Raw genomic sequence first — 21,268 nt, forward strand, 5'->3', positions numbered from 1 at the left:
GAATCACGATGGCCCGGCAAGCGCGTACTGTAATACCTGGCCAAGCGATGCATGTGATGGTTCGGGGTAACAATCGTGAAACACTTTTCTTCAAAGACGAAGATCGACGAATTTATTTAGAGTGGTTACGTGATGCTGCAAGACAATTTTCTTGCGCGGTGCATGCATTTGCATTGATGCCCAATCATGTGCATTTATTACTCACCCCACAAAATGATGATTCGCTGGCAAAGACAATGCAGTCTTTAGGCCGTCGTTATGCTCAATACTTCAATCAACAGCATCATCGATCTGGAACAATTTGGGAAGGCAGATATCGATCCTCTTTAATTGACCCCGATTATTTTTTGCGCTGTCAGCGTTATATCGAATTAAATCCTGTCAGGGCTGGTTACGAGTCCAGCCCCCAAGATTCCAAGTGGACTAGCTTTGCTACCCATATCGGTGGAAATGCAGAACCTTGGCTTATGGATCACCCCCAATTTTGGAGGCTGGGAAACACTCCTTTTGAGCGCCAGATGAATTGGGCCAGTTTTGTGAAAGAGGGCGCTCCCCATTGGGAGGATCGCCAAATCACAGAATCCTTGATTCGATCGAAGCCTTGGGTAAGCGATGCCTATGCCAAGAAGTTATTCAAGGATTCTCCAGATTTAATTCAAATGCGCCACAGAGGGCGTCCGAAGAAAACAATTCCTTTAAATTCAGTAGCTTAAGTATTAAATGGAGTTAATCTACAGGGTCTAAAGTTTGACTCTGTCCCTAATTAAAAGAATTTGTTCCGCTAATCTGATAAATAAATGGGACAGAGTCATTTTATTTCTATTGCATCAGTATGGGTATTCACCTATATTTGATCCTCCAAACGTAATCAGGCCTATCTGGCCTCTGAGAAATACTATGACTACTCAATTAAATACCCAGTTGCGTCCAGTTGCTCAAGGGATGTATGACCCACAAAACGAACATGATGCTTGCGGCGTAGGATTTGTCGCCCACATCAAGGGTAAAAAGTCTCATGAGATCGTTTCTCAGGGTTTAAAGATTCTGGAAAACCTGGATCACCGCGGTGCAGTTGGTGCAGATCCATTAATGGGTGACGGTGCAGGTATCTTGATTCAGATTCCAGATACTTTGTATCGCGAAGAGATGGCAAAACAAGGCGTCACATTGCCGCCATTGGGTGAGTACGGTGTTGGCATGATCTTCTTGCCGAAGGAGCATGCTTCACGTTTAGCATGCGAGCAAGAGTTGGAGCGCACAGTACGTTTAGAGGGTCAAGTAGTTTTAGGTTGGAGAGATGTACCGGTTGATGTGAAGTTGCCGATGTCTCCAACAGTGCAAATGACTGAGCCATTCATCCGCCAAATTTTTATTGGACGCGGTCGTGACATCATGACAACTGATGCGCTTGAGCGTAAGTTGTATGTGATTCGTAAAACAGCGAGCCATGCGATTCAGGATTTGCATCTCAAACATGGCAAAGAATATTTCGTAGCATCGATGTCTGCGCGAACCATTGTTTATAAGGGTTTGCTGTTAGCTAACCAAGTTGGCGCTTATTACCAAGACTTGCAAGATCCTCGTACGGTATCTGCGTTAGCATTGGTGCATCAACGCTTCTCCACCAATACATTCCCTGCTTGGGAACTTGCCCACCCTTATCGCATGATTGCGCACAACGGTGAAATTAATACCGTTAAAGGTAACGTCAATTGGGTGAATGCACGTGAGGGCGCGATTAGCTCCCCAGTGCTTGGCGATGATTTGCAAAAATTGTGGCCACTCATTTATCCAGGTCAATCAGACACTGCATGTTTTGATAACTGCTTAGAGTTGTTGGTGATGTCTGGCTATCCATTGGCGCAAGCCATGATGATGATGATTCCTGAGGCATGGGAACAGCACACATTGATGGATGACAATCGTCGCGCATTCTATGAATACCATGCTTCCATGATGGAGCCATGGGATGGCCCAGCAGCGATGGCATTTACTGATGGTCGTCAGATCGGCGCAACTTTGGACCGCAATGGTTTACGTCCTGCGCGTTACTACGTTACTGATGATGATTTGGTGATCATGGCATCTGAGGCGGGTGTCTTACCAATTCCGGAGAGCAAGATCGTCCAAAAATGGCGCTTACAGCCAGGCAAGATGTTCATGATCGATATGGAACAAGGTCGCATCATTGATGATGTTGAGCTTAAGAATGCTGTGTCAAAAGCTAAGCCATACAAGAGTTGGATTGATGCGGTACGCGTGAAGCTTGATGAGGTGGATGCAAGCAAGGCTGATTTAGTGGATGAAAAAACTACCATTCGTCCTGCCGCTAAGTTGCTCGATCGTCAGCAGGCTTTTGGTTACACGCAAGAAGATATCAAGTACCTCATGGCCCCGATGGCTATGAATGGTGAAGAGGCCATTGGTTCAATGGGCAACGACAGCCCATTGGCGGTTCTCTCAAATAAGAACAAACCTTTGTACAACTACTTCAAGCAGTTATTTGCACAGGTGACCAATCCTCCGATTGATCCGATTCGTGAAAACATGGTGATGTCTTTGGTTTCCTTCATTGGTCCAAAGCCAAATTTGTTAGACACCAATAACATCAATCCGCCAATGCGACTTGAAGTTAGTCAGCCTATTTTGGACTTTGATGACATCACCAAGATTCGTCATATTGGCCATTACACCAATGGCAAGTTCCGCTCCTATGAACTTGATATCTGCTATCCAGCTGCTTGGGGTAAAGCAGGTATTGAAGCGCGTTTAGCATCATTGTGCGCAGAAGCCGCGGATGCAGTGCGTTCTGGCTACAACATTTTGATTGTGAGCGATCGTCAAGTTGACGAGAAGCACGTTGCTATTCCTGCGTTACTGGCAACCTCAGCTATTCATCAGCATTTAGTGCAAAAAGGTTTACGTACTAGCGTTGGTCTCGTGGTTGAGACAGGTAGCGCGCGTGAGACTCACCACTTTGCTCTCTTGGCTGGTTATGGTGCTGAAGCAGTTCATCCATACCTCGCAATGGAAACATTAGTCGATATGGCTAAAGGCTTGTCGGGCGATTTGTCTGGTGAGAAAGCAGTTAAGAATTTTGTGAAAGCCGTTGGTAAGGGTTTGCAAAAAGTGATGTCCAAAATGGGTATCTCTACTTACATGTCTTACACCGGCTCACAGATCTTTGAAGCGATTGGTTTAAATCGCGACATCATTGACCAGTATTTCAAGGGCACACCATCTAATGTGGGTGGTATCGGGGTATTTGAAGTAGCCGAAGAAGCTTTGCGTATGCATACGGCCGCATTTGGTAATGATCCTGTATTGACCAATATGTTGGATGCCGGTGGTGAATATGCATTCCGTATTCGTGGTGAGAACCACATGTGGACTCCGGACACGATTGCGAAGTTGCAGCACTCCACTCGTATCGGTGCAGAGAAGGGATATCAAACTTATAAAGAGTACGCCAACATCATCAATGACCAAACTAAGCGTCAGATGACTTTGCGCGGCTTGTTTGAGTTCAAGATTGATCCAAGCAAAGCCATCCCATTGGATGAGGTTGAGCCAGCAAAAGAAATCGTTAAACGTTTTGCAACGGGCGCGATGTCTTTGGGATCTATCTCTACTGAAGCCCACGCAACTTTGGCAATCGCTATGAACCGGATTGGCGGCAAGTCCAATACGGGTGAGGGTGGCGAAGATCCGAATCGTTATGTCAATGAACTCAAAGGCATTCCAATCAAGAAGGGTGAAACACTTGCTAGCATCTTGGGCGACGATGTCGTTGAAGCCAATATTCCATTGCAAGATGGTGATTCATTGCGTTCCAAGATCAAGCAGGTTGCTTCTGGTCGTTTCGGCGTGACTACTGAGTATTTGCGTTCAGCAGATCAAATTCAGATCAAGATGGCGCAGGGCGCAAAACCTGGTGAAGGCGGTCAATTGCCTGGTGGCAAGGTTTCTGACTACATTGGTAAGCTGCGTTTCTCTGTACCGGGCGTAGGTTTGATTTCTCCTCCTCCGCACCACGATATTTATTCAATTGAAGATATCGCTCAGTTGATTCATGACCTCAAGAACGTCAATCCAAAATCCGATGTTTCTGTGAAGTTGGTGTCTGAAGTTGGTGTTGGTACGGTTGCTGCTGGTGTTGCCAAGGCAAAAGCGGACCACGTTGTGATCGCAGGTCACGATGGCGGTACTGGCGCATCCCCGCTCTCTTCTATTAAGCATGCCGGATCCCCATGGGAGCTGGGCTTAGCTGAAACACAGCAGACCTTAGTTCTAAATGGTTTGCGTAGCCGTATTCGTGTTCAGGCTGATGGCCAAATGAAGACAGGTCGCGATGTCGTGATTGGCGCCTTATTAGGTGCAGATGAATTTGGTTTTGCAACGGCTCCATTGGTAGTTGAGGGTTGCATCATGATGCGTAAGTGTCACCTCAATACTTGCCCAGTAGGCGTAGCGACTCAAGATCCTGAATTACGTAAAAAGTTCTCTGGCAAGCCAGAGCATGTGGTGAACTTCTTCTTCTTTATTGCTGAAGAAGCTCGTGAAATCATGGCGCAACTCGGAATTAGAAAGTTTGATGACCTGATTGGTCGCGTTGACCTCCTTGATACTCGTAAAGGAATTGAGAACTGGAAAGTACACGGCTTAGATTTCAGCAAGATTTTTGCTGAGCCTCAGGTTGCTGCTGATGTTCCGCGCTACCAAGTGCTCACTCAAGATCATGGTTTAGCAAATGCGCTAGACAACATTTTGATTGAGAAGAGTGAGCCTGCTATTGAGCGTGGTGAAAAAGTATCTTTCATCGTTCCTGTAAAGAACGTCAATCGTACTGTTGGCGCAATGCTTTCCGGTGAAGTGGCTCAACGTTATGGCCATGCTGGTTTGCCAGACGACACTATTCATATTCAGTTGAATGGCACAGCTGGTCAAAGCTTTGCAGCTTTCCTAGCTCGCGGCATTACTTTAGATTTGGTGGGTGACGGCAATGACTATGTCGGCAAAGGCATCTCAGGCGGTCGTGTGATCGTACGCGCTCCACACGAGTTCCGCGGTGATACATCCAAGAACATCATTGTTGGTAATACCGTTCTTTACGGTGCGATTGCTGGCGAAGCCTTCTTTAACGGTGTTGCTGGTGAGCGTTTTGCAGTTCGTAACTCTGGCGCGACTACGGTTGTTGAAGGTACAGGCGATCACGGTTGTGAATACATGACTGGTGGAACAGTTGTGGTGCTTGGTACAACTGGCCGTAACTTTGCAGCAGGTATGAGCGGCGGTATTGCTTATGTCTATGACGAAGATGGTTTGTTTAATCAACGTTGCAATACCAGCATGGCTAGTCTAGAAAAAGTACTGCCTTCTGCTGAGCAGATTGCAAAAATGCCTCAGTCTGAATGGCATGCCCCTGTTGATGTTAAAGATGGTGGTGAGCGTTTGACCGATGAGCAAATCTTGAAAGGTTTGATTGAGCGTCATTTCCGCTACACCGGCTCTGAGCGCGCTAAAGCACTGCTTGCTGATTGGGAAAATGCCCGCGCTCGTTTTGTGAAGGTTCTCCCAACTGAGTACAAGCGTGCCCTTGGCGAGCTGTGGGAAAAGTCACAAAAGAAAACGGTTGCAGCTTAATCAATAGAGCTAATACAGACGGACATTAAGAAAAGATACTAAGGATTAGATATGGGTAAGGTCACTGGATTCATGGAGTTTGAGCGCGTAGACGAAACATACGAAGCGCCTACTAAACGTCTCCATCATTACAAAGAGTTTGTTGCAGCACTGACAGATGAGGAAGCCAAAGTTCAGGGTGCGCGTTGTATGGATTGCGGTATTCCATTTTGCAATAACGGATGCCCAGTTAACAACATCATTCCTGATTTCAATGACTTGGTTTTTCATAGTGATTGGAAAAACGCATTAGATGTTTTGCAATCAACCAACAACTTCCCAGAATTTACTGGCCGTATTTGCCCAGCACCTTGTGAAGCCGCTTGTACTTTAGGAATCAATCGTGCGCCAGTTGGCATTAAGTCAATTGAGCATGCCATTATTGATAAGGGCTGGGAAAGTGGTTGGGTTAAGCCGCAACCATCTAAAACCAAGACTGGCAAGAAAGTGGCGATTGTTGGCGGTGGACCCGCTGGTATGGCGGCTGCGCAGCAATTGGCTCGAGTTGGCCACGACGTTACTGTATTTGAAAAGAATGATCGCATTGGCGGCCTACTCCGTTATGGCATTCCCGACTTCAAGATGGAGAAGGGGCTTATTGATCGCCGTGTAGAGCAAATGCAAGCCGAAGGTGTGAAATTTGAAACCGGCGTTTTTGTTGGTAAAGAAGCGATTGGTGCCGAAGTAAAAAATTACTCCACTAAAACTGTTTCGCCTGAGCAGCTCATGAAAGATTTTGATGCAGTGCTAATCACTGGCGGCGCAGAGCAGCCACGTGATCTTCCTGTGCCAGGTCGTGAATTGAGTGGCGTTCATTTTGCTTTGGAATTTTTGATTCCACAAAATAAAGAGAATGCAGGTGACTTTAAGAATGAAATTCGCGCGACGGATAAACACGTTATTGTGATCGGTGGTGGTGACACGGGTTCTGATTGCGTAGGCACATCCAATCGTCATGGCGCAACCAAGATCACTCAGTTTGAATTGCTACCTCAGCCTCCTGAAGTCGAGAACAAGCCACTGGTTTGGCCATACTGGCCTACTAAGTTGCGCACTTCTTCCTCTCATGAAGAAGGTTGCGATCGCGATTGGTCAGTAGGAACAAAACGTTTTGAGGGTAAAAACGGCAAGGTTGAAAAACTGATTGGCGTACGTTTGGAATGGAAAGACGGAAAAATGTCAGAAGTTCCAAACTCTGAGTTTGAGATCAAGGCTGATTTAGTGCTTTTGGCAATGGGCTTTGTTTCCCCAGTGCAGCAGGTATTGAATGCATTTAGCGTTGAGAAAGATGCTCGCGGCAATGCAAAAGCGACTGTAGATGGTCAAAATGCCTATCAAACGAATGTTCCCAAGGTATTTGCTGCTGGCGATATGCGTCGTGGTCAATCTCTAGTGGTTTGGGCTATTCGTGAAGGTCGTCAATGTGCTCAGGCAGTAGACCAGTATTTAATGGGGTCATCCGTTTTACCCCGATAATGTCGGGGTATGAATAGTCATCAACCAAGCGCATTGGATATCAGTAAATCCCTAGGCGAAGTTGTCGTCTCCATTAAAGACGTCGACTTTTCCTATGCGCCTGGTGAGCGACAAATTTTGTCGGGTCTCAATATGGAGTTCCGACGTGGGCAAGTCGTTGCAGTGATGGGAGGCTCTGGCTGCGGTAAAACCACAATTTTGCGTTTAATTGGCGGTCAGTTTTCTGCGCAATCGGGCCAAGTGTTATTTGAAGGCCAAGATATTGGCAAGATGAGCGGCAACGAATTAATGGCTGCCCGTCGTCGTATGGGTATGCTCTTTCAGTTTGGCGCCTTGTTCACCGACTTAAGTGTTTTTGAAAACGTCGCATTTCCATTGCGTGAACACACCAATTTAAGTGAAGAGCTTTTGCGCTCTCTAGTGTTAATGAAGCTGAATGCTGTAGGTTTGCGTGGTGCGCGCGATTTAATGCCATCGCAAATTTCTGGTGGCATGGCTAGACGCGTTGCGCTCGCTAGAGCAATTGCATTAGATCCACCGCTCATCATGTATGACGAGCCCTTTGCCGGTCTAGATCCGATCTCTTTGGGAATCACGGCAAGATTGATTCGGGATTTAAATAGCGCCCTGGGAGCCACGAGTTTATTGGTTACCCACGATGTTGAAGAGACATTTGAGATCGCAGATTACGTATATTTCATTGCCAATGGAAAAATCGGTGCCCAAGGTACGCCGGATGAACTGAGTCGATCAACAGATCCTTTTGTAAGGCAATTTTTGGATGCAGCACCAGATGGTCCTGTGCCTTTTCATTATCCAGGGCAAAGCTTGGAAGATGATTTTGGAGTGAGGGCTTAATGACTAATTTAATGACTTCGCTTCTAAATTTATTTGGCGACCTTGGATTTTTTATTCGCCGCAATTTAAGCAGTCTCGGTTTATCTGCGCGAATGTTCGTAGCAGTAATTTGGCGTTCTGGGTTTTTATTGAAAAGACCACGCTTAGTAATCGATCAAATTTTGTTTGTTGGTAATCACTCTTTTGTGATCATTGCCGTCTCCGGTTTATTTGTTGGATTTGTTTTGGGATTGCAGGGTTATTACACCTTGAATCGCTATGGCTCTGAACAGGCGCTGGGTTTATTGGTTGCCCTATCGCTTACTCGAGAATTGGGCCCAGTCATCACGGCTTTATTGTTTGCTGGTCGTGCTGGAACCTCATTAACTGCAGAGATTGGTTTGATGAAGGCCGGGGAACAGTTGAGCGCTATGGAAATGATGGCTGTGGACCCATTGGGTCGCGTTATTGCGCCAAGGCTCTGGGCAGGCATTATTGCTATGCCGATTTTGGCGACGATTTTTACTGCAGTGGGTGTGTTGGGCGGCTACTTTGTTGGTGTTCCATTAATCGGGGTCGATTCTGGGGCGTTCTGGTCTCAGATGCAGGGCGGAGTAGATCTGTTCTCGGATATCGGAAATGGCCTTATCAAAAGCTTGGTATTTGGTGTGGCAGTGACGTTTATTGCTCTGTATCAGGGTTATGAAGCGAAGCCAACGCCTGAGGGTGTTTCACAGGCAACAACCCGTACTGTAGTGATTTCATCTTTATCGGTTTTAGCATTGGACTTCTTGTTAACCGCAATGATGTTCTCGAATTAGAAAGAATAAACTGGGGCTCTCATGAGAAAAAGCGCAATTGATATCTGGGTTGGAATTTTTGTAGCCATTGGTTTGTTGGCTGCATTATTTCTGGCATTGAAAGTTGGCAATATGAATGCTGTGTCATTCGCTCCGACTTATAAAATCTCTGCGCGTTTCGATAACATCGGCGGCTTAAAACCCCGTGCGCCTGTGAAGAGTGCGGGTGTGGTGGTTGGTCGTATCGCCAATATTTCATTCGACGATAAGACCTATCAAGCAACCGTTGTGATGACGATTGAAGATGCTTATAAGTTTCCGAAAGATTCTTCTGCCAAGATTTTGACTTCAGGTCTCTTGGGAGAACAGTACATCGGCCTTGAGGCTGGCGGGTCGGATGATATGTTGGCTAATGGCGAAAAAATTACCCAAACTCAATCTGCTATCGTTCTGGAAAGCTTAATCAGTCAGTTCTTGTACAACAAGGCAGCTGATAGCGGTCAAGAGAAAAGCGCAGCTAAATAATGTTTTTAGTAGTTGGCCAGATTAACAAGATGAAACGTTTTCTCTTGCTTTGCATGGCTGCCGTACTAGTTGGTTGCGCTTCTATTCCTGCTGGAGTGGAGCCTTCTCCCCAAGATCCTTGGGAATCATTTAATCGATCCGTATTTGAATTCAATGAGGGTTTGGATGCTTATCTGCTGAAGCCCGTTGTTGCTGGATATCGATTTGTGTTGCCTGAGTTTGTGCGTGAGGGCATTTATAACTTCTTTAGTAACTACAACGATATTTACACGGCGTTGTTCAATCTATTGCAAGGCAAGCCTGGCTATGCTTTCAATGACTTTATGCGGGTTGCTGTCAATACCACGATGGGGCTTGGCGGTTTATTGGATTTAGCTACCCCTGGTGGCCTCGAGAAGCATAAAGAGGATTGGGGTCAAACACTTGGCGTATGGGGCGTTCCAGCTGGCCCATATGTGGTTCTTCCATTCTTTGGACCAAGCAATGTGCGCGATACCTTTGGAACGGTTGCCGACTTAGAGTCTGATTATTTATTCAGATTGCTTCCGGACGTAGCCTTACGTAACAGTATTACTGGCCTACGCGTGGTGAATGCCCGTAATACCTATTACGAGGCGGGTGATTTATTAGATGGGGCTGCAATTGATAAATACAGCTTTATGCGAGATGCTTATATCCAGAGGCGCCAGTATCAGATCAACGAGGGTCGTGATGATGAAGAGCCGCCAATGCCTGCTTATGAAAATCCGTATGAGTAAGCGCAGCGCTTAAACGTCTAAAATAAGACCTAGTTAAATAAGACCCAGTAAAGCGCGTTGAAAGATAGCCTCTATGAAAAACATTAAAGTCATTGCACTATTTTTTGCCCTAACTATGTTTTTGTTTTCGGGGACATCTCATGCGCAAACTCCTGATGCAGCAACACCTCCTGATGCTCTCATTAAGATGGTCGTGACTGATGTGATGGCCTCGGTAAAGGCTGATCCTGAAATTCAAAAAGGCAGCATTCCAAAGATTGTTGATTTAGTGGAAAAGAAAATTGTTCCCTATACCGATATGCGCCGTACAACTGAGATGGCGATGGGCCCAAATTGGAAAAAGGCGAGCGCAGAACAGCAAGCGCAATTGACTTCAGAATTTAAAAACTTATTGATCCGAACTTACTCGGGTGCATTAAGTCAGCTGCGTGAACAGACGGTGCAATTCAAAGCCTTGCGTGCCGCACCCGATGACAATGAAGTGGTTGTAAAAACTGTTGTTCTGGGCCGTGGTGATCCTGTGCCTTTAGATTACCGTCTAGAGAAGACGGATAAAGGCTGGAAGGTTTATGACATGAACATCATGGGGGTCTGGTTAATTGAGGCTTACCGCAATCAATTTGCCAATCAGATCAGCCAAAATGGTATTGAGGGGCTAGTGAAGTTTTTACAAGAGCGTAATAAACAGCTAGCAAGCGCTAAGCCTGCAAACTAAATACATTCAGCAAATGCCTTTTTCTTTGCCTGCTTCCGTTACGCAAGAAACTGCAACACAGTTGGAGATCGAAGGCTTACGCAATCTCGCAAGTCTAAGTTCTATTGACTGCTCTCAGTTGAAAGATTTTGACTCGACGGTCTTAGCAGTACTCTTGGCTTGGAGAAAAAAGTTGCATGAAAATAATCAATCCTTGTTAATTGAGTGTGCTCCAGAAAAACTCAAAGTATTGGCCAAGGTGTATGGCGTTTCCACTTTGCTAGGTCTCTAAGTAAAAAAATAAAACAGAAGCATGCACTCAGCAATTTCGATTCAGCATATTTCAAAGCAGTATGGGGCCTTGCAGGCGCTCAATGATGTTTCATTGACTATTGAACCTGGTGAGTTTTTCGGTCTTTTAGGCCCAAATGGTGCGGGCAAGACTACTTTGATTTCTATATTGGCTGGCTTAGTCAAGGCCGATAAGGGTCATGCATCTATCTTGGGTGCTGATGTTCAGAAATCCTTTCGTGATGCGCGCCGGATGCTCGGGGTAGTTCCGCAAGAGTTGGTTTTTGATCCTTTCTTTACCGTTCGTGAAACTTTGCGCTTTCAATCAGGTTACTTTGGTATTCGGAATAACGATGCTTGGATTGATGAGATCATGGCCAACCTCGATCTCACCGGCAAGGCTGACAGCAATATGCGCGCTTTATCGGGCGGCATGAAGCGGAGAGTTCTGGTGGCTCAGGCATTGGTGCATCGCCCACCTGTGATCATCTTGGACGAGCCGACTGCAGGTGTCGATGTGGGGTTACGTCAATCGCTGTGGCAATTTATCAGCAGACTAAATCAAGACGGCCACACGATTGTTTTGACGACGCACTATCTTGAAGAAGCTGAGGCGCTTTGTCAGCGTATTGCCATGCTCAAGCAGGGCGAGATTGTGGCATTGGATACCACTGCGAATTTATTAACACGTTACGGCTCAGCTAAAAAAGATGGTGAAGGTAAAACAGATCTCGAAGATGTTTTTGTAAACATCATGTCGGGGGCAGCGCAATGACTCTGTTGAATAAAGCACCTCAAGCCCTTAATAAACCAAGCTTAGAGTACGGCAGTGGCTTTCCAACTTTATTGCGCAAGGAGGTGAAACGCTTTTATAAGGTGGCGTTTCAGACGGTTGCCGCGCCAGTATTGACTGCCATTTTGTACCTCATGATTTTTGGTCATGTGCTTGAGGGTAAAGAGGTCTATGGGCGTTTAAGCTATACCGCATTTTTGATTCCTGGCTTAGTCATGATGAGTGTGTTGCAAAACGCATTTGCGAATACTTCTTCATCTCTCATTCAGTCAAAGATTACGGGCAACCTCGTATTTGTTTTGTTAGCGCCCCTGAGTCACCTTGAGTTTTATACGGCCTATATATTGGCAGCGGTTTTTCGGGGAATTGTCGTTGGCTTGGGCGTATTGTTGATCACCCTTTGGTTTGATGTCCCCACACTTGAGTATCCACTTTGGATCTTAGTATTCGCATTTTTGGGCGCCGCCATCTTGGGCAGTCTTGGTCTAATCGCAGGAATTTTGGCTGATAAATTTGACCAATTAGCTGCATTTCAAAACTTCATCATCATGCCTGCAACAATGCTGTCCGGGGTTTTCTATTCCATTCATTCCTTGCCATCTGCTTGGCAGGTGGTTTCGCATTTCAACCCATTCTTTTATATGATCGATGGCTTTCGTTTTGGGTTTTTCGGGATTTCGGATGTATCACCTTGGAGCAGCCTAGCTATTGTGTTTTGTTTCTTTGTGGCAGTTTCAGCAATTGCTTTGCGACTATTGCAAAAGGGCTATAAGTTACGCCATTAGTTGTGCCATTAACCGCACCATTAATATTGCAGATTATTTGGTTGTATTTGTCGTATGTAATGTTTTATTAGGAGAGAAGTATGTTGCCAACCCCAGAACAAATTGAGGGTTATATCAAGCAAGGCATTCAGTGCACTCATATTCAGGTTGAGGGTGATGGGCAACATTTTTTTGCAACCATTGTGAGCCCAGAGTTTGATGGCAAGCGACTCGTACAACGTCATCAGTTAGTCTATGCTGCAATGGGTGATCGCATGAAAGCAGAAGTACATGCGCTATCAATAAAAGCATTTACTCCCGAAGAGTTTGCGCAAAATCCCTCGGCATAACAATCAAGCTTAAATAAGTAAACTCAATAAAGTTTTTACTGGAATCATTTAATGGATAAATTACGGATGGTAGGCGGGACGCCGCTGAAGGGCGAAGTCAAAATTGCCGGGGCTAAGAATGCCGCCTTACCAATTTTGTGTGCTTGTTTATTAACGGATCAGCCAGTTACATTGCGCAATGTTCCAGATCTTCAGGATGTGCGCACGATGCTGAAATTACTTCAGGAAATTGGCGTAGTAGTTAGTTTTCCTGACGCAAAAGATCGTAGTCATGTTGTCTTGAATGCGGCAGTGATTAAAAGCTCTGAGGCAACGTATGAGATGGTAAAAACCATGCGCGCCTCTATCTTGGTATTGGGCCCATTGCTTGCCAGAATGCATAGCGCAAAAGTTTCTCTGCCAGGTGGCTGTGCCATTGGTGCGCGCCCCGTAGATCAGCATATCAAGGGCTTAAAAGCCATGGGTGCCAGCATCAAAATTAAGAGTGGTTATATTCAGGCAGAAACAAAGCCACCAACCGATCGTCTTAAGGGCGCATCCATTCTGACGGACATGATCACAGTTACAGGCACTGAGAATTTATTGATGGCTGCGACTTTAGCCTCCGGCACTACGATTCTGGAGAATGCCGCACGGGAACCTGAAGTGGGCGATCTTGCTGAATTACTCGTCAAGATGGGCGCAAAAATCTCGGGCATCGGAAGTGATCGCTTGGTCATTGAAGGCGTAGAAAAATTACATGGCGCAGAACATTCAGTAATTCCAGATCGCATTGAAGCCGGCACATTTTTATGTGCAGTAGCTGCAGCAGGTGGTGAGGTGCTTGTTAGAGAATGCCGTCCGGATACTTTAGACGCAGTTATCGTGAAGCTGAAAGAGGCTGGCTTGCAAATGGAAGTGGGTCCAGATTGGATTAAAGCTTCTATGCAAACTCGTCCCAAAGCGGTGAGTTTCCGTACTTCAGAATATCCAGCATTCCCAACAGACATGCAGGCTCAGCTAATGGCTGTGAATGCCGTAGCAGCTGGTAACTCAACCATTACCGAGACAATTTTTGAAAACCGCTTTATGCACGTGCAAGAACTCAATCGTTTGGGTGCAGATATTGCGATTGAGGGTAATACAGCGATTGCGCAGGGAGTAGAAAAGCTCTCAGGTGCGATTGTGATGGCAACGGACCTGCGCGCATCTGCCAGTTTGGTTATCGCTGGGCTTGCCGCTCAGGGTGAGACCCAAGTAGACCGAATTTATCACCTGGACCGTGGTTATGACCGCATGGAACAGAAGCTAACCCTTTTGGGCGCCAACATTGAGCGGGTCAAGTAGGGGTTGGGTCAGTTAATCGCTTAACTAGGAGATAATTAAGTCATGAAATTGACTTTAGCCCTCTCAAAAGGGCGTATCTTCGAAGAGACTGCAGAGATCCTATCTAAGGTTGGCATAGTGCCAAAAGAGGATCCTGAAAAGTCTCGCAAACTCATTATCGAGACATCCAATCCTGATGTGCGTTTAATTATTGTGCGCGCATCTGATGTGCCCACTTATGTGCAATTTGGTGGCGCTGATTTTGGTGTGGCTGGCTTAGACGTTCTAATGGAAAAAGGCACTGATGGTTTATATGTGCCTTTTGATTTAAATATCGCAAAGTGTCGTATGTCCGTTGCAGTACGTGATGGCTTTGACTACGCCGCCGCAGTAAAGCAAGGCTCACGCCTGAAAGTGGCAACCAAGTATGTCAATTGCGCTCGAGATCACTTTGCCAACAAAGGTGTTCACATCGACACTATTCAGCTATATGGCTCAATGGAACTTGCGCCATTAGTTGGTTTGGCTGACGCGATTGTTGACCTTGTTTCCACTGGCAATACCTTAAAGGCAAATGGTTTGGTTGAGGTGGAGCCGATAGCAGATATCAGTGCTCGCTTAGTAGTGAATCAAGCTTCCTATAAGCGTAAGCGTGCTCAGTTACAGCCTATTTTTGATTTGCTGAAGTAAATCAATACAGATCAATGTCATCTCAAGTTCAGGTTAAGCGACTCGATAGTAAGAATGCAGGTTTTAAAGAAACCTTGCTCTCCAGCCTTTCTTTGCCAACGGCGGATGATGCAGCCATAGATGCTGCAGTGGTCAAAATTTTGTCCGCCGTAAAAGATAAGGGCGATAGCGCAGTTCTAGAATTTACAAAGCAATTTGATCGATTAAATGTTTCTGGTGTTTCCGAGCTTGAAATACCTCGTCAGGATCTAGAAAAAGCCTATAAAGACTTATCAGTCGAGCAAAAAAATGCTTTAGATATCGCGGCGGAGCGAGTCCGCGCTTATCACGAGCGTCAGAAAATTGAAGCGGGTTGTCATTCATGGGAATACGAAGAGGCTGACGGCACGAAGCTTGGCCAAAAAGTGACTCCATTAGACCGCGTTGGGATTTATGTTCCTGGCGGTAAGGCGGCATATCCCTCATCCGTTTTAATGAATGCAATTCCTGCCAAGGTAGCGGGTGTAGCAGAAGTCATTATGGTGGTGCCAACTCCCGATGGTGCTCGTAATTCTTTGGTATTGGCGGCCGCCTATCTAGCTGGTGTTGATCGGGTGTTTACGATTGGGGGAGCTCAAGCAGTTGCTGCTTTGGCATACGGTACTCAGACCATCCCATCAGTCGATAAGATTGTGGGTCCAGGTAATGCCTACGTTGCTGCTGCTAAGCGCAGGGTATTCGGCATAGTCGGTATCGATATGATTGCCGGCCCGTCAGAGATTTTGGTTTTATGTGATGGGTTTACCAACCCTGACTGGGTTGCTATGGATCTCTTCTCTCAAGCAGAGCATGATGAGCAAGCACAATCCATTTTGTTATGCCCTGATGCAGCTTTTATTGAGCAAGTACAAGCGAGCATTAATCGACTGCTGCCAGAAATGCCAAGAGCTAAGGTGATCACCGCTTCGCTGACGAATCGCGCTTTATTGATTCAGGTAAAGGATATGGCAGAAGCATGCGACATTGCTAATGCGATTGCTGCTGAGCATTTGGAGATTTGCGCTGTTGAGCCACGTCAGTGGGCTGAGAAAATTCGTCATGCAGGCGCTATTTTTATGGGTAACTACACTAGCGAATCCCTGGGGGATTACTGCGCAGGCCCCAATCACGTATTGCCAACTGCCCGAACCGCTCGTTTTTCTTCACCGCTAGGTGTGTATGACTTCATTAAGCGCTCAAGCATGATTGAGGTGAGTGAGGCTGGGGCACAAAGCTTAGGTCAAGTAGCCAGTACGCTTGCGCATGGAGAAGGCTTGCAAGCGCACGCACGCGCAGCTGAGATGCGTCTCAAGAAATCAAATTAAGCAAGAATTTCTTTTAAGGCAGCGACGAGTTCGCCGCTTTGTTCATCAGTGCCAATCGTAATACGTAAAAACTCTTCAATTCGAGGCGCTTTAAAGTGGCGCACGATAATGCCGCGATCTCGCAGTGCTTGATACAGCTTGGCGCCAGAATGTTTTGGATGACGTGTAAAAATAAAGTTTGCAGTAGAAGGAAGCGTGTTAAAGCCTAACCCATTTAACTGCTCAATCAATTGAGCTCGAGTCTGAATTACTTTCGCACTCGTTGCTTCAAGGTGTGCTTGATCTTCGATTGTGGCAATTGCCCCGGCTTGTGCCAAGCGGCCTAAAGGGTAGGAGTTAAAGCTATTCTTGACGCGTTCAAGACCCTCTATGAGATCGGGATGCCCCAGTGCAAAACCCACTCTTAGACCCGCCAGCGCCCTTGATTTAGATAGGGTGTGAACGACTAAAAGATTTTCTGGGCAGCTGCTATCGCGCAATAGTGGAATGCAAGATTCTGTTCCGTAATCGACATAGGCTTCATCGATCACTAAAACGGAGTCTTTGTTGTGAGAAAGTAATTTTTCAATTTCTGACCGAGCAACAGATCTGCCAGTTGGCGCATTCGGATTAGGAAAAATGATTCCACCGTTTGGAGTGGCATAGTCATTTAGATTGATTTCAAAATCTTTGCCCAATGGAATGGTTTTGTATTCGATGTCAAAGAGCTTGCAGTAGACTGGGTAAAAACTATAAGTAATGTCAGGGAAATGAATTGGCTTACTTTGTTTTAGTAGCCCTGCAAAAACGTGAGCCAATACCTCATCGGAGCCATTACCCAAAAACACTTGGTTTGGATTGAGGCCGTGTAATTTAGCAATTGCTTGCTTTAAGGTTTTCCCCTCTGGATCTGGATAGAGGCGTAAATCATCGTTGGTTTGTTGGTTGATGGCTGCGAGTGCCTTTGGAGATGGGCCGTAAGGACTCTCATTAGTATTGAGCTTGACCAGTCGCTGCATTTGCGGCTGCTCCCCTGGAATATAAGGGGTCAGACTTCTGACGACAGGGCTCCAAAAACGGCTCATGAGGGTACTCGGGTTAAATATGGGTAAGAAAGTGAAATCATTTCAGCATTTATATCTCTTCTAGGAATGATATTATGAGGCTTCAATCAACACTTCGCCTCGCGGCGTAAAGAAGCATGCGGCAAGCCGACGTAACCCGAAACACTTCGGAAACCAAAATTCAAATTTCCATCAATTTAGATGGCACTGGCAAGGCTGAGCTTGCCTCAGGCGTACCTTTCTTGGACCACATGTTGGATCAAATCGCACGTCACGGCATGATTGACCTCAAAGTAGTGGCTCAAGGCGACACGCATATCGATGATCACCACACCGTCGAGGATGTGGGCATTACCTTGGGCCAGGCCTTTGCAAAAGCAGTAGGCGATAAAGCAGGCATCACTCGCTACGGACATTCCTATGTGCCTTTGGATGAAACATTGTCACGTGTAGTGATCGACTTTTCTGGTCGCCCAGGCTTGGAATTTAATGTGCCCTTTACACGTGCGCGTGTAGGCGACTTTGATGTTGATCTCAGTATTGAGTTCTTCCGTGGTTTTGTGAATCACGCGGGAGTGACTTTGCACATTGATAACTTGCGTGGCATCAATGCTCACCACCAAATTGAAACAGTCTTCAAGGCCTTTGGTCGTGCCTTACGTATGGCTCTGGCTATAGACCCACGCGCTTCTGGCGCAGTTCCTTCAACTAAGGGAAGCCTTTAATCTCGATTTTTGCTTCTTCTTAGAACAGTGCAAAAGATAGGCTAATTTTGGCGCAAACCATTGCGATCGTTGACTACGGGATGGGTAACCTTCGTTCCGTATATCAGGCATTTCATCATGTGGCTCCCGATGAAAATGTATTGATTGCCCGTAAGCCAGAAGAAATTCAAAATGCGGATCGTGTTGTGCTGCCAGGTCAGGGAGCCATGCCAGATTGTATGAAACACCTAGAAGAATCTGGTCTATTGGAAGCGCTGCTTGAGGCATCCAAAAATAAGCCTTTATTGGGGGTTTGTGTGGGCGAGCAGATGCTCTTGGATAAGAGTGCTGAAGTACGTCCTGGCGAACAATGGACAGCTTGCCTTGGGCTGATTCCAGGGGAGGTGCGACGTTTTGAATTGGCTGGCAAAAAACAGGCGGATGGCTCTGCTTATAAAGTCCCGCACATGGGTTGGAATCAAGTGCGACAAGATCGTCAGCACCCTATTTGGAAGGGGATTCCAGATTTAAGTAGTTTTTATTTTGTGCATAGCTACTATGTTGTCCCCAAACGTGCGGAAGATATCGTTGGATCCACTGAATACGGCGATTGGTTTACTTCTGCTGTAGCAAGGGATAATATTTTCGCAACACAATTTCATCCAGAAAAAAGCGCAGAATACGGATTAAAGCTGTATCAAAATTTTGTTCATTGGCAACCCTAATTACCTAATTATTTTTTTAGCGCCTTACTATGCTACTCATTCCTGCAATTGATCTTAAAGATGGACACTGCGTTCGATTGGAGCAAGGTGACATGGATAAGGCCACCGTGTTCTCAGAAGATCCTGGTGCGATGGCTGCTCATTGGATTAGCAAAGGCGCACGTCGCTTGCATTTGGTTGATCTCAACGGCGCTTTCGCTGGCAAATTAAAAAATGAATCCGCGATCAAATCGATTCTGAAAGCAGTTGGTGACGAGATTCCAGTGCAACTTGGTGGCGGTATTCGTGATCTAGAAACGATTGAGCGTTTATTGGATGACGGTATTAGCACGGTGATCATTGGCACTGCTGCAGTGAAAAATCCAGGTTTTGTCCAGGATGCTTGCACTGCATTTCCAGGACATGTCATGGTGGGCTTGGATGCCCGCGATGGCAAGGTGGCCACAGATGGCTGGAGCAAGATTACCGGTCACGAGGTAATTGATCTCGCTAAGAAGTTTGAAGACTGGGGTGTTGAGGCAATCATCTATACCGATATTGGTCGGGACGGCATGCTTAAGGGCGTCAACGTTGATGCTACGATCAAATTAGCTCAGGCAATCCGTATTCCAGTGATTGCGAGCGGAGGTCTCTCTAACAATCAAGACATTGAGGTGCTATGCAAGGCCGAAGAAGAAGGTGTCATGGGTGTGATTGCTGGCCGCTCAATTTATTCAGGCGATTTAGATTTGGCAGCGGCTCAAAAATACGCTGATGAATTAACGCTGAAGTACGCAAAGAAAATTATCTAGTGCTAACTAAACGAATTATTCCTTGCCTTGATGTAACTGCAGGAAGAGTTGTTAAAGGCGTTAACTTTGTTGGCTTGCGCGATGCTGGCGATCCCGTAGAAATCGCTAAACGCTATGACACGCAAGGCGCTGATGAGCTGACTTTTCTTGATATCACTGCAACATCGGATGGTCGCGACTTAATTCTGCACATCATTGAAGATGTCGCCTCACAAGTCTTTATTCCATTAACGGTTGGTGGTGGCGTTCGTGCTGTAGCTGATGTGCGTCGTCTGCTCAATGCTGGCGCGGATAAGGTGAGTATGAATTCCTCTGCGGTGGCTAATCCTGATTTGGTATCTGATGCTGCCGCTTATTACGGTTCGCAGTGTATCGTTGTGGCGATTGATGCCAAGCAGACAGATGCAGGAAATTGGGAGGTATTTACTCATGGTGGCAGAACCGCTACCGGCATTGATGTAGTGGCTTGGGCTACCGAAGTAGCGAAACGTGGTGCCGGTGAAATTCTGCTAACCAGCATGAATCGCGATGGCAGTAAAGATGGCTTTGATCTTGCTTTAACTGCAGCTGTAAGTGATGCAGTGTCAGTTCCTGTGATCGCCTCTGGCGGAGTTGGTAATTTGCAGCATTTGGTCGATGGCATTACCAAAGGCCATGCTGACGCAGTCTTGGCTGCCAGTATTTTCCACTATGGTGAATATACCGTTGGACAAGCAAAAGAATATATGGCTGCCCAAGGAATCCCAGTTCGCATCTAGTAGCACTCACAGGGTGCGTTTCACGGTAAAGTTGAGGTATGACGCAATCCCAAAATAAGCCTAAGAGCACATTTACCCCTGTTCAATCGCTTGAGGTGGGTCCATGGCTTGATGCTGTGACCTGGAATGAGCAGGGCTTGGTACCCGTCATTGCGCAGGAGTTCGGCAGTAATGACATTTTGATGATGGCTTGGATGAATCGCGATGCCTTGTTGGCAACCTTACGATTGGGTGAGGCTGTGTACTGGACGCGTTCACGCCAAAAGCTATGGCACAAAGGGGAAGAGTCTGGCCATACTCAAAAAGTGAAAGAAATTCGTCTGGATTGTGATGGCGATACGATTTTGCTGATTGTGGAGCAAAAGGATGGGATCGCCTGCCATACGGGTGAGCATAGTTGCTTCTTCCAACAGTGGGATTCAAGTAAAGCTGCCTGGGTAGATGAGTCCAGCAAAAGCAAGTGACAGCTAAACAATAGGCATTTAGTAGTTAGCCCATGCCTTTGAATAAAAGACATAAAATAAGCCCATGAGCAGCTCAGTAAATAAACCTTCTAATTTGGATTCCGCATTAGCGCATTTGGCTGATGTGGTTGATCAACGTCGAGATGCTTTTAAGGCTGGTAATGCCGACCCTAAGACTTCTTATACCGCTTTGCTCTTCTCAAAAGGTGATGACGGGATTCTGAAAAAGATTGGCGAGGAAGCTACTGAAGCGGTCATGGCTGCTAAAGATGTGCGTGCATCCAACCTTGCTTCGGATCAGAAAAAATTATTGGTTGGCGAAATGGCGGATCTTTGGTTTCACTGTTTGATTGCGCTTTCTCAATTTGATTTGCGTCCCGAAGATGTAATTGCTGAATTAGATCGCCGTTTGGGAACATCTGGTATCGAAGAAAAGGCTGCCAGAAAAGCAGCCAATAAAGAGTAGGCAAAAAAA

22 protein-coding genes are annotated in these 21,268 nt (G+C 46.2%); 21 read left to right on the forward strand and 1 reads right to left on the reverse strand.

The window, feature by feature from the left end; translation table 11 throughout:
* Positions 1 to 8 precede the first annotated feature (8 nt).
* The 15 genes from IC571_RS00510 to hisD all read left to right on the forward strand — a co-directional run bounded on the left by IC571_RS00510 (position 9) and on the right by hisD (position 16,308).
* Positions 9 to 713, forward strand: a complete 705-nt coding sequence (locus IC571_RS00510; protein WP_215316712.1) for a transposase — start codon at positions 9 to 11, stop codon at positions 711 to 713.
* A gap of 184 nt (positions 714 to 897) precedes the next feature.
* Entirely contained in the window at positions 898 to 5,643 is a 4,746-nt protein-coding gene (locus tag IC571_RS00515; protein ID WP_215316713.1) for a glutamate synthase-related protein, read from the forward strand.
* A 51-nt stretch (positions 5,644 to 5,694) separates the two neighbouring features.
* Positions 5,695 to 7,158, forward strand: a complete 1,464-nt coding sequence (locus tag IC571_RS00520; RefSeq protein ID WP_215316715.1) for a glutamate synthase subunit beta — start codon at positions 5,695 to 5,697, stop codon at positions 7,156 to 7,158.
* Between the two features lie 9 nt (positions 7,159 to 7,167).
* On the forward strand, positions 7,168 to 8,016 hold the full coding sequence (locus IC571_RS00525) for an ABC transporter ATP-binding protein (protein ID WP_215316717.1): 849 nt from the start codon (positions 7,168 to 7,170) through the stop codon (positions 8,014 to 8,016).
* Between the two features lie 11 nt (positions 8,017 to 8,027).
* Positions 8,028 to 8,816 (forward strand): lipid asymmetry maintenance ABC transporter permease subunit MlaE, encoded by a 789-nt coding sequence (gene mlaE, locus IC571_RS00530; RefSeq protein WP_215316719.1) that lies wholly within the window; start codon positions 8,028 to 8,030, stop codon positions 8,814 to 8,816.
* A 21-nt stretch (positions 8,817 to 8,837) separates the two neighbouring features.
* On the forward strand, positions 8,838 to 9,320 hold the full coding sequence (gene mlaD / locus IC571_RS00535; protein ID WP_215316721.1) for an outer membrane lipid asymmetry maintenance protein MlaD: 483 nt from the start codon (positions 8,838 to 8,840) through the stop codon (positions 9,318 to 9,320).
* Between the two features lie 29 nt (positions 9,321 to 9,349).
* Positions 9,350 to 10,078: a VacJ family lipoprotein gene (locus tag IC571_RS00540; protein ID WP_251373437.1), complete on the forward strand. Its 729-nt coding sequence runs from the start codon at positions 9,350 to 9,352 to the stop codon at positions 10,076 to 10,078.
* A 115-nt stretch (positions 10,079 to 10,193) separates the two neighbouring features.
* On the forward strand, positions 10,194 to 10,793 hold the full coding sequence (locus tag IC571_RS00545) for a phospholipid-binding protein MlaC (protein WP_371742902.1): 600 nt from the start codon (positions 10,194 to 10,196) through the stop codon (positions 10,791 to 10,793).
* A 13-nt stretch (positions 10,794 to 10,806) separates the two neighbouring features.
* Entirely contained in the window at positions 10,807 to 11,064 is a 258-nt protein-coding gene (locus tag IC571_RS00550; protein ID WP_215316727.1) for a lipid asymmetry maintenance protein MlaB, read from the forward strand.
* Positions 11,065 to 11,085: 21 nt separating this feature from the next.
* Positions 11,086 to 11,838 carry an ABC transporter ATP-binding protein gene (locus IC571_RS00555; protein ID WP_215316729.1) on the forward strand — a complete coding sequence of 251 codons (753 nt, stop codon included), beginning with the start codon at positions 11,086 to 11,088 and terminating at the stop codon, positions 11,836 to 11,838.
* On the forward strand, positions 11,835 to 12,641 hold the full coding sequence (locus tag IC571_RS00560; protein WP_215316731.1) for an ABC transporter permease: 807 nt from the start codon (positions 11,835 to 11,837) through the stop codon (positions 12,639 to 12,641). The genes IC571_RS00555 and IC571_RS00560 overlap by 4 nt, the downstream gene beginning before the upstream one ends.
* 80 nt (positions 12,642 to 12,721) lie before the next feature.
* Positions 12,722 to 12,970: a BolA family protein gene (locus IC571_RS00565; protein ID WP_215316732.1), complete on the forward strand. Its 249-nt coding sequence runs from the start codon at positions 12,722 to 12,724 to the stop codon at positions 12,968 to 12,970.
* A gap of 51 nt (positions 12,971 to 13,021) precedes the next feature.
* Positions 13,022 to 14,296 (forward strand): UDP-N-acetylglucosamine 1-carboxyvinyltransferase, encoded by a 1,275-nt coding sequence (gene murA, locus IC571_RS00570; RefSeq protein ID WP_215316740.1) that lies wholly within the window; start codon positions 13,022 to 13,024, stop codon positions 14,294 to 14,296.
* A 42-nt stretch (positions 14,297 to 14,338) separates the two neighbouring features.
* Positions 14,339 to 14,965 carry an ATP phosphoribosyltransferase gene (hisG, locus tag IC571_RS00575; protein ID WP_215316742.1) on the forward strand — a complete coding sequence of 209 codons (627 nt, stop codon included), beginning with the start codon at positions 14,339 to 14,341 and terminating at the stop codon, positions 14,963 to 14,965.
* A 14-nt stretch (positions 14,966 to 14,979) separates the two neighbouring features.
* On the forward strand, positions 14,980 to 16,308 hold the full coding sequence (gene hisD, locus IC571_RS00580) for a histidinol dehydrogenase (protein WP_215316743.1): 1,329 nt from the start codon (positions 14,980 to 14,982) through the stop codon (positions 16,306 to 16,308).
* On the opposite strand, the gene hisC is transcribed toward hisD, so the two are convergent.
* Entirely contained in the window at positions 16,305 to 17,372 is a 1,068-nt protein-coding gene (gene hisC, locus IC571_RS00585; RefSeq protein WP_215316745.1) for a histidinol-phosphate transaminase, read from the reverse strand. The genes hisD and hisC overlap by 4 nt on opposite strands.
* Positions 17,373 to 17,488: 116 nt before the next feature.
* Here hisC and hisB point away from each other — a divergent pair, with 116 nt between their 5' ends.
* The 6 genes from hisB (at position 17,489) to IC571_RS00615 (ending at position 21,259) form a co-directional block, all read left to right on the forward strand.
* Positions 17,489 to 18,076 carry an imidazoleglycerol-phosphate dehydratase HisB gene (gene hisB / locus IC571_RS00590; protein WP_173954894.1) on the forward strand — a complete coding sequence of 196 codons (588 nt, stop codon included), beginning with the start codon at positions 17,489 to 17,491 and terminating at the stop codon, positions 18,074 to 18,076.
* 80 nt (positions 18,077 to 18,156) lie between these two features.
* Positions 18,157 to 18,780, forward strand: coding sequence for an imidazole glycerol phosphate synthase subunit HisH (hisH, locus tag IC571_RS00595; protein WP_251373523.1), 624 nt, complete (start codon positions 18,157 to 18,159; stop codon positions 18,778 to 18,780).
* Between the two features lie 29 nt (positions 18,781 to 18,809).
* Complete coding sequence (gene hisA, locus IC571_RS00600) at positions 18,810 to 19,571, forward strand: 1-(5-phosphoribosyl)-5-[(5-phosphoribosylamino)methylideneamino]imidazole-4-carboxamide isomerase (protein ID WP_215316749.1); 762 nt, start codon at positions 18,810 to 18,812, stop codon at positions 19,569 to 19,571.
* On the forward strand, positions 19,571 to 20,329 hold the full coding sequence (gene hisF, locus IC571_RS00605; RefSeq protein ID WP_215316751.1) for an imidazole glycerol phosphate synthase subunit HisF: 759 nt from the start codon (positions 19,571 to 19,573) through the stop codon (positions 20,327 to 20,329). Before hisA ends, hisF begins: the two co-directional genes overlap by 1 nt.
* A 38-nt stretch (positions 20,330 to 20,367) precedes the next feature.
* Positions 20,368 to 20,793, forward strand: coding sequence for a phosphoribosyl-AMP cyclohydrolase (gene hisI, locus IC571_RS00610; protein ID WP_215316753.1), 426 nt, complete (start codon positions 20,368 to 20,370; stop codon positions 20,791 to 20,793).
* A gap of 64 nt (positions 20,794 to 20,857) precedes the next feature.
* Positions 20,858 to 21,259 carry a phosphoribosyl-ATP diphosphatase gene (locus tag IC571_RS00615; RefSeq protein ID WP_215316754.1) on the forward strand — a complete coding sequence of 134 codons (402 nt, stop codon included), beginning with the start codon at positions 20,858 to 20,860 and terminating at the stop codon, positions 21,257 to 21,259.
* Positions 21,260 to 21,268: the final 9 nt, after the last annotated feature.

The sequence above is a fragment of the Polynucleobacter sp. MWH-UH2A genome (assembly GCF_018687195.1).
Lineage (GTDB): Bacteria > Pseudomonadota > Gammaproteobacteria > Burkholderiales > Burkholderiaceae > Polynucleobacter.

Coding starts and splice junctions, on each gene's coding strand:
- IC571_RS00560 (WP_215316731.1), top strand. CDS start 11,835: ATGACTCTGTTGAATAAAGCACCTCAAGCCCTTAATAAACCAAGCTTA.
- IC571_RS00545 (WP_371742902.1), top strand. CDS start 10,194: ATGTTTTTGTTTTCGGGGACATCTCATGCGCAAACTCCTGATGCAGCA.
- hisC (WP_215316745.1), bottom strand. CDS start 17,372: ATGAGCCGTTTTTGGAGCCCTGTCGTCAGAAGTCTGACCCCTTATATT.
- hisG (WP_215316742.1), top strand. CDS start 14,339: ATGAAATTGACTTTAGCCCTCTCAAAAGGGCGTATCTTCGAAGAGACT.
- murA (WP_215316740.1), top strand. CDS start 13,022: ATGGATAAATTACGGATGGTAGGCGGGACGCCGCTGAAGGGCGAAGTC.
- IC571_RS00525 (WP_215316717.1), top strand. CDS start 7,168: ATGAATAGTCATCAACCAAGCGCATTGGATATCAGTAAATCCCTAGGC.
- IC571_RS00565 (WP_215316732.1), top strand. CDS start 12,722: ATGTTGCCAACCCCAGAACAAATTGAGGGTTATATCAAGCAAGGCATT.
- IC571_RS00555 (WP_215316729.1), top strand. CDS start 11,086: ATGCACTCAGCAATTTCGATTCAGCATATTTCAAAGCAGTATGGGGCC.
- IC571_RS00615 (WP_215316754.1), top strand. CDS start 20,858: ATGAGCAGCTCAGTAAATAAACCTTCTAATTTGGATTCCGCATTAGCG.
- hisD (WP_215316743.1), top strand. CDS start 14,980: ATGTCATCTCAAGTTCAGGTTAAGCGACTCGATAGTAAGAATGCAGGT.
- IC571_RS00510 (WP_215316712.1), top strand. CDS start 9: ATGGCCCGGCAAGCGCGTACTGTAATACCTGGCCAAGCGATGCATGTG.
- hisI (WP_215316753.1), top strand. CDS start 20,368: ATGACGCAATCCCAAAATAAGCCTAAGAGCACATTTACCCCTGTTCAA.
- hisB (WP_173954894.1), top strand. CDS start 17,489: ATGCGGCAAGCCGACGTAACCCGAAACACTTCGGAAACCAAAATTCAA.
- hisH (WP_251373523.1), top strand. CDS start 18,157: ATGGGTAACCTTCGTTCCGTATATCAGGCATTTCATCATGTGGCTCCC.
- mlaD (WP_215316721.1), top strand. CDS start 8,838: ATGAGAAAAAGCGCAATTGATATCTGGGTTGGAATTTTTGTAGCCATT.
- hisA (WP_215316749.1), top strand. CDS start 18,810: ATGCTACTCATTCCTGCAATTGATCTTAAAGATGGACACTGCGTTCGA.
- IC571_RS00520 (WP_215316715.1), top strand. CDS start 5,695: ATGGGTAAGGTCACTGGATTCATGGAGTTTGAGCGCGTAGACGAAACA.
- IC571_RS00515 (WP_215316713.1), top strand. CDS start 898: ATGACTACTCAATTAAATACCCAGTTGCGTCCAGTTGCTCAAGGGATG.
- IC571_RS00550 (WP_215316727.1), top strand. CDS start 10,807: ATGCCTTTTTCTTTGCCTGCTTCCGTTACGCAAGAAACTGCAACACAG.
- IC571_RS00540 (WP_251373437.1), top strand. CDS start 9,350: ATGAAACGTTTTCTCTTGCTTTGCATGGCTGCCGTACTAGTTGGTTGC.
- mlaE (WP_215316719.1), top strand. CDS start 8,028: ATGACTTCGCTTCTAAATTTATTTGGCGACCTTGGATTTTTTATTCGC.